Origin of the sequence: uncultured Campylobacter sp. (assembly GCF_937997405.1) — a bacterium.
In the GTDB taxonomy this organism is placed as follows: Bacteria; Campylobacterota; Campylobacteria; order Campylobacterales; family Campylobacteraceae; genus Campylobacter_B.
Window position 1 is genome coordinate 1 of the sequence record NZ_CALKTL010000108.1, and the last position, 6,970, is coordinate 6,970.

Below are 6,970 nucleotides of genomic sequence, written 5' to 3' on the forward strand. Positions count from 1 at the left end.
CGCTTCGGGGCTTGCTTACGAGCCCGTAGAGCGCGAGATAGGCGAAATTTTAAAAACCTATGCCAATACCCACTCCGACAGTAGCTCAAGCGCGATCATCACGCAGAAGCGCTACGAGGGCGCGCGCGAGAGCCTAAAAAAGCTACTTGGGCTTGACGAGCGGTTTTGCCTCATCGCCTGCGGGCAGGGCGCGACGACTGCGATCAAGAAATTTCAGGAGCTACTAGGCATCTACCTACCGCCTGCGACCAGAGGCGCGATCGGCGAGGCAAATTTACGCGCCGCGCAGCTTCCGCTCGTGCTCGTTTCGCCATACGAGCACCATTCAAACGAGCTTAGCTTTCGTGAGGGGCTTTGCGACTACCTGCGCGTGCCTCTTAGCGAGGGTGGAGAGATCGATTTGCTCGCACTTGAACGCATCCTAAAGCTAAACACAACACGCCGCATCATCGGCTCGTTTAGCGCCGCCTCAAACGTCACGGGCGTCATTAGCGACTACAAAAAAATCAGCGAGCTAATCAGAGCCGCGGGCGGCATTGTTGCCTTTGACTGCGCGGCGCTGAGCTCGCACGCAAATTTAGATTGCGACTATTTCGACGCGATTTTCCTATCGCCGCATAAGTTACTCGGCGGAGTCGCAAGTTGCGGGCTTTTGGCGATCAAAAAGGAGCTGCTTAGCAGTGACGTGCCGACATTTGCCGCGGGCGGGACGGTCGCCTACGCCAGCCGCGAAGGGCACGTGTTTTTGAAAAATCCCGAGCAGCTAGAGGAGGGCGGTACGCCGCCTATCATCGGGCTCATGCGGGCAAGCTTAGCCTACGCGCTGCGAAACGAGGTGGGTTTTGAGAGGATAAAAAGCGCCGAGGACGAGCTTACGCGGCTTTTTGAGAGCGAGCTAGCGGGCATTGACGAGATCATAAACTACGCTCCAAAGGGCGCGCCGCGGCTGCCGATTTTTTCATTTAACGTGCGCGGCGTCTCGGCGTATGATTTTGCCGCGAGCCTTAGCAACGACTTCGGCATCCAGACGCGCGCGGGCGTGATGTGCGCAGGCCCGTACGCTCACGATTTGCTCGGTATCAAGGAGGGGCGCATGCCAGAAGCCAAGCCCGGCTTCGTGCGCGTGAGCCTGCACTATACGCACACCGAGCGCGACGTGCTCTATTTAGTTGGCGCGATAAAATCCTGCATCAAAAAGCACCGCGAGCTTTGGGGCGAAGAAAAGGCGATGTATGAGATGTTCGGCGGGAAAATTTAAGTAGCGTGAGGTTAGAGCTCTGCCGCTTTTTTGAGCTCGTGAAATTTTATAAAATTCCGCGCCGTTTTTAAGATTTATCGGAATTCCGCACTTCTGCTTGGAATTTTACGCGAGTTTTGCGCCGCAGAATTCTTACCATCGTTACGCCTTTACACTGTAGGCGAAATAAACGACAGGCTTTGCAGAGTTAAAATTTAGAATTTGAAATTCCGCGTCTAGAAATTGTGGAATTTCAAAATCCCGTTAGCTGTATTCGCGGCTAAGCATTAAAATTTCTTAGCAATGGAATTTTAAAATTTCACGCCGCGCCGCTAGGTAAAGCCATACCTATAAATTTCAAAATTTAAAGACGCAAATTTTTATGCTCTGTTTCGCTGGGTACGCCGCGCTAGATGGTTCGCAGTGAAAATTTGAGGCAGAAATGAAATTTATTAGCGCCGCGCGAATAAAAATTCTAAAGCAAAATAAAGCTTATCCGCACTTCTCGCAGAATTACTCCAGCCCTAAAAACGCGCCGCTTTCAAATCCGAAATAGATCCTCTCGCCCGCGCTCCAGCGCCGCTCATCCTGCGCCGTGACGCATTTTAGCAACACGTCGCCCGCTTTGATCTTGATGAGCAGCGAGGAGCCGTACTGAAGCGAAACCGAGTGCAAAATCCCCGCAAAGCAGCGCTCAAACGGGCTTTGGGATAATAAAATTTTACTCGGATTTATCGCGATTTTGCGGGCGCGTGCGAGTCCCTCTTCAAGGCGTAGCGAAATTTCATCCGAAAATTTTAAAACCCCGTTTTGCACGTCAAAGATATTTTTGTATTCAAACTCGCATATCTTGCCGCGATGCAGAAATACGCTTCTTTGCGCGATCGCGCTGAGCCATTTCTCATCGTGGCTGGCGATGATAAAACCGCAGCCGTAGCGACTCCGCATAAATAAAATCGCGCGCGCAAAGAGCTTGGAGGCGGCAAGATCGAGGCTATTGGTCGGCTCGTCGAGCAGATAGAGCTTCGCACGCTGCGCCAGAGCGAGCGCAAACGCGATGCGCTGCGTTTGCCCCGAGCTAAGCTCGAAATGCTTCTTTGATAAAAAACCTCTATCAAGCCCCGTTAGGCCGAGTGCTTCATCCACTCGCTCGTCAAATTCCGCAAGCGCGCCGCGGCTTTTGAGCGCAAATTTAAAATTTTGCTCCACGCTGCGTTTTAAAAGCACGGGCTCGGGCAGCAGCAAGCAGATCTGCCGCAGCGTCTGCAAAGAGGGCGCCAGCTGCCCCCAAAGCTCCACGCTGCCGCTACTCGGGCGCTGCAAAAAAGCTAAAATCCGCAGCAGCGTGGATTTGCCGCTGCCGTTGGAGCCCAAAAGCGCCGTGATGCCGCTCGTATTTAGATCGAGACTGGGGATATTTAAAATTTCGCTCCGTCCGTAGCGCAGCACCAGATCTCGCACCAAGATCAGCTCGCTATTGGGTACAGATCGCGCGGTGGCGGAATTCTTATCCGTAAATTTCTTATTTGCGAAATTCTCGGTCGCGAAATTTTCATTCGTAGAATTTTCACTCGCAGAATTTGCGCTAATGGAATTCTTGGTCGCAGAATTTTTACTCTTAGAATTTTCCGCGGCAGAATTTTTACTCTTAGAATTTCCCGCGGCAAAATTTTTACTCATAGAATTCTCGGCGGCGGAATTCACGCGCGTAGAATTTATGTCTGTAGAATTCTCAAGGGCGAAATTTGCGTCTGTGGAATTTTCACTCATAAAATTTTTGCGCTCCTGCTCCGCCCGGTTTTTGTCCGTGAAATTCTTGCTCGGACGCGTTAGCTTATCTGCACTCATCGATCCAACCTTTTTAGCGCGTGGATGGCTAAATTTACCGCAAACGCTATTAAAATCAGCACCAGCGCGAGCGCTATACCCATCGCAAACTCGCCCTTGTTGGTCTCAAGCGAAATCGCCGTGGTGATAGTGCGGGTGAAATATTTGATATTGCCGCCGATCATCATCGCTACGCCCACCTCTGCGACGATCCGCCCGTAGGCGGTGGCGATGACGACGAGTAGGGCGTAGCGCAGCTCATAAAGCACGCAAAGAATTAAATTTAGCGGGCTTAGGCGGTAGTTCATAATGTTTAGATAGTGCTTTTTGTCCATATTTTCGATGACGCTGGCGCTTAGCGAGACGATGATGGGAAGCGCCAGCACAAATTGCCCGAGCATCACGGCTTTGAGCGTAAAAAGCAGCCCCAGTTCGCCAAAAGGGCCGTTTCTGGAGATGAAAGCGTAAAGGATCAGTCCTATCGCTACCGTGGGCATCGCAAGCGCGACGTCGCTTAAAAGCCTAAGCGTTCTGCGAGCGCGAAATTCGTAAAATCCGAGGATAAATCCTATCGGAAAGCCGGTTATAATCGCAAAAAATATCGAGATGCTCGAAGTATAAAGCGTCGCTTTAATCGCCGAAAATGTCTCTGCGTCGCCGCTAAGAAGCAGTCCGAATGCGCTTAAAATTCCTTCTAAAATAAAGTCCAAGATTGTGTCCTAAATGTTCTATTCTGGCAAATTTATATGCTATAATAGCATATTTTTTAAAGGAGATAACATGAAAAAAATATTTTTCGCTTCGCTCGCTCTTGGCGCGAGCCTTTTTGCCGCCGATAACGATTTGGTGATGGCAACTACAACGAGTACCGATAATACGGGCTTGCTAGACGCTATCTATCCTGCGTATAAGGCGGAAACCGGCGTCGATATCAAATGGACGGCGGTAGGCACAGGTGCTGCTCTAAAGCTTGGCGAGAACTGCAATGCGGACATACTTTTCGTGCATTCGCCGAAAGTCGAGAAAGAATTTGTAGAAAAAGGCTTCGGCGTTGACCGCACGCCCGTTATGTATAACGATTTTATCCTCATCGCCGATAAATCCATCGCGCCTAAATTTAAAGGCAAGGATCTTAAGGGTTCATTCGAGCTAATTAAGGCGGAGAAGATTAAATTTTTCTCTCGCGGCGATAAATCTGGCACCGATAACAAAGAGAAAGGAATTTGGAAAAAGGTTGAGGGCGCCGTGCCTGAAAACGAGGCGTGGTATAACCAAACCGGTCAAGGTATGATCGCTACGATCAACGCAGCCGCCGAACAAAAGGGCGTGACCTTCACCGATCGCGGCACCTACATCAAATATGAGGACAATAAAAAGGGTAACCCCGATATGGTTATCATCAACGAAGGCGATAACGATCTGAAGAATTTTTATTCCGTAATCGCGGTCAATCCAAAGCACTGCCCAAAAGCGGACTACGAAAACGCGCAACGCTTCATCAAATGGATCACTAGCGAGAAGGGGCAGAAGTTCGTAGGCGACTTCAAGCTGCTAAATAAGCCGCTTTTCACTCCTGATGCGAATACTCGCAAGAACTAGCTCTAGCTAAATAAGGCTAAATTTAAAGCCCAAAGGCGAATCGCCGCCTTTGGGCTTTCGCTTTTTCATAAATCAATCTGCGCGCCTTTAAATTTAGCTCTTTTGCTTCTAAAATTTAACCGGCGCTTTTTACCGCGTCTTTTTACGATACATTTTTTACTTTCTAGCCATACGTTTAAATTTATCGTAGCTTCGTTTGTAGGCGATAGGCTTAAAATTTCAGCTATATTTGAGATCGGTGCGGAGAAATTTCGATCGCGTTTGGATATACTCTAATGTCTAGCGGTATTTATACAGCGCAAAATTTAGTAGTATTTATGTGTGACTCAAAATTTTAGTTTGTTGGGAATTTAATTTGAAGTAGCAGTTAAGCTCGGGCGTATGAAAAACGCCCGAGTCTGTGAAGCTATGAAATTTTATGTGCGGTTTACGGGGCCGCTTCTGCTGCGTGCCGGTAAAATTGCCTTTCAAGCTCTAGCAAAATTACCGAGCGCGCGGCTATAAAATTTCACTTTGCGTTAGCGAGCTATTCGACTTCGGCGTCGATGACGTCGTCGTCTTTTTTACCGCCGTTTGCACCGCTGCTTTGCGATCCGCCCTGATTTGCGCTGGCAGCCTTGTATAGATCCTCGGCGACCTTGCTTAGAGCTTCTACTTTGGAGTTTATCGCTTCTTTGCTCGCGTTTTCATCCTTTAGCACGGCTTTTAGATCATTTAGCGCGCCTTCGATCTTAGCGCGTAGATCGCTCGGTACCTTCTCGCCCATCTCGCTTAGGCTCTTTTCGGTTTGATGTGCGATGCTGTCGGCTTGGTTGCGCGCTTCGACGGTCTCTTTGCGCTTGTTGTCTTCCTCTTTGTGAAGCTCGGCATCCTTCACCATCTTATCGATTTCGGCATCGCTTAAGCCGCTTGAGCCGGTGATGCGGATATCGGTTGCCTTGCCGGTGGCTTTGTCTTTTGCCGAAACGGTTAAAATTCCGTTCGCATCGATGTTAAATTCTACCTCGATCTGCGGCACTCCGCGAGGAGCAGGCATGATGCCCTCTAAATTGAAATTTCCTAGCGATTTATTGTCTTTCGCAAACTCGCGCTCGCCTTGCAAGACGTTGATCGTAACGGCGCTTTGGTTATCCTCTGCAGTCGAGAAGGTTTGAGATTTTTTCGTAGGTATCGTAGTTCCCTTCTCGATGATCTTAGTCATCACGCCGCCCAGGGTTTCGATGCCGAGGCTTAGCGGAGTGACGTCGAGTAGTAGCACGTCTTTTACGTCGCCTTTGATGACCGCGCCTTGGATCGCTGCACCGATCGCTACGACTTCGTCAGGGTTTACGCTCTTATTTAGCTCCTTGCCGAAAGCCTTTTTGACCTCCTCTTGCACTAAAGGCACGCGCGTCGAGCCGCCAACCATGACGACTTCTTTGATGTCGTTCATGCTAAGACCTGCGTCGCTTACAACCTTTTTAAGCGTGCTTATGGTCTCATCTACCAAAGAATCGATCATGCTTTCAAATTTAGCTCTAGTGATGGTTTTCATCAGGTGCTTTGGACCTGTAGCATCAGCGGTAATGAAAGGTAAATTTACCGTCGTTTCCATCGCGCTACTTAGCTCTTTTTTGGCGTTTTCCGCAGCCTCTTTTAGGCGTTGCATAGCCATGACATCGCCGCGCAAGTCGATGCCTGTTTCAGATTGAAATTCCGAGGTTAAAAAGTCGATCAGCTTGTTATCGAAATCATCGCCGCCCAAAAATGCATTACCGCCGGTAGCTAAAACTTCTACGACGCTATCGCCAGTTTCTAGCACGGTTACGTCGAACGTACCACCGCCTAGATCGTAAACGACGATCTTTTCGGATTCTTTTTTATCCAGTCCATACGCAAGCGCTGCTGCGGTCGGCTCGTTGATGATGCGTTTTACGTCCAAACCGGCGATGCGGCCTGCGTCTTTGGTGGCTTGACGTTGGCTGTCGTTGAAGTAGGCCGGAACGGTAATCACGGCTTCGGTTACTTTTTCGCCCAAGTAAGATTCGGCGGCTTCTTTCATTTTACGCAGGACTTCTGCGGAAACTTGCGGCGGAGACAGCTCTTTGCCTTGCGCTTTCACCCATGCGTCGCCGTTGTTGGCTTTGATGATTTCGAAAGGCATGGATTCGATGTCGCGTTGGACTTCTTTGTCTTCAAATTTATGACCGATCAAACGTTTTACAGCGTAGATGGTGTTTTTAGCGTTGGTTACCGCTTGGCGTTTTGCAGGCGCGCCGACGAGGATTTCGCCGCCGTCCAAATAAGCGATAACGGAAGGAGTGGTGC

Annotated in this window: 5 protein-coding genes; 2 read left to right on the plus strand and 3 right to left on the minus strand. The window is 49.6% G+C overall.

Features of this window, described 5'->3' with window-relative positions; all coding sequences use genetic code 11:
* A partial coding sequence (locus tag Q0372_RS05765) for an aminotransferase class V-fold PLP-dependent enzyme (RefSeq protein WP_298103665.1) occupies nt 1-1,258 on the plus strand: 1,258 nt, incomplete at its 5' end.
* A gap of 492 nt (nt 1,259-1,750) precedes the next feature.
* On the opposite strand, the gene tupC is transcribed toward Q0372_RS05765, so the two are convergent.
* Together tupC and tupB are read right to left on the minus strand one after the other, a co-directional pair.
* The gene (tupC, locus tag Q0372_RS05770) at nt 1,751-3,085 is read right to left on the minus strand and encodes a tungstate ABC transporter ATP-binding protein TupC (RefSeq protein ID WP_298103668.1); all 1,335 of its coding nucleotides are present in this window, start codon (nt 3,083-3,085) and stop codon (nt 1,751-1,753) included.
* Nucleotides 3,082-3,774 carry a tungstate ABC transporter permease TupB gene (gene tupB / locus Q0372_RS05775; RefSeq protein WP_298103671.1) on the minus strand — a complete coding sequence of 231 codons (693 nt, stop codon included), beginning with the start codon at nt 3,772-3,774 and terminating at the stop codon, nt 3,082-3,084. The genes tupC and tupB overlap by 4 nt, the downstream gene beginning before the upstream one ends.
* Nucleotides 3,775-3,844: 70 nt before the next feature.
* On the opposite strand from tupB, the gene tupA reads away from it, so the two are divergent.
* Nucleotides 3,845-4,663: a tungstate ABC transporter substrate-binding protein TupA gene (gene tupA / locus Q0372_RS05780; RefSeq protein WP_298103675.1), complete on the plus strand. Its 819-nt coding sequence runs from the start codon at nt 3,845-3,847 to the stop codon at nt 4,661-4,663.
* A gap of 526 nt (nt 4,664-5,189) precedes the next feature.
* Here tupA and dnaK read toward each other — a convergent pair.
* A partial coding sequence (gene dnaK, locus Q0372_RS05785; protein WP_298103677.1) for a molecular chaperone DnaK occupies nt 5,190-6,970 on the minus strand: 1,781 nt, incomplete at its 5' end.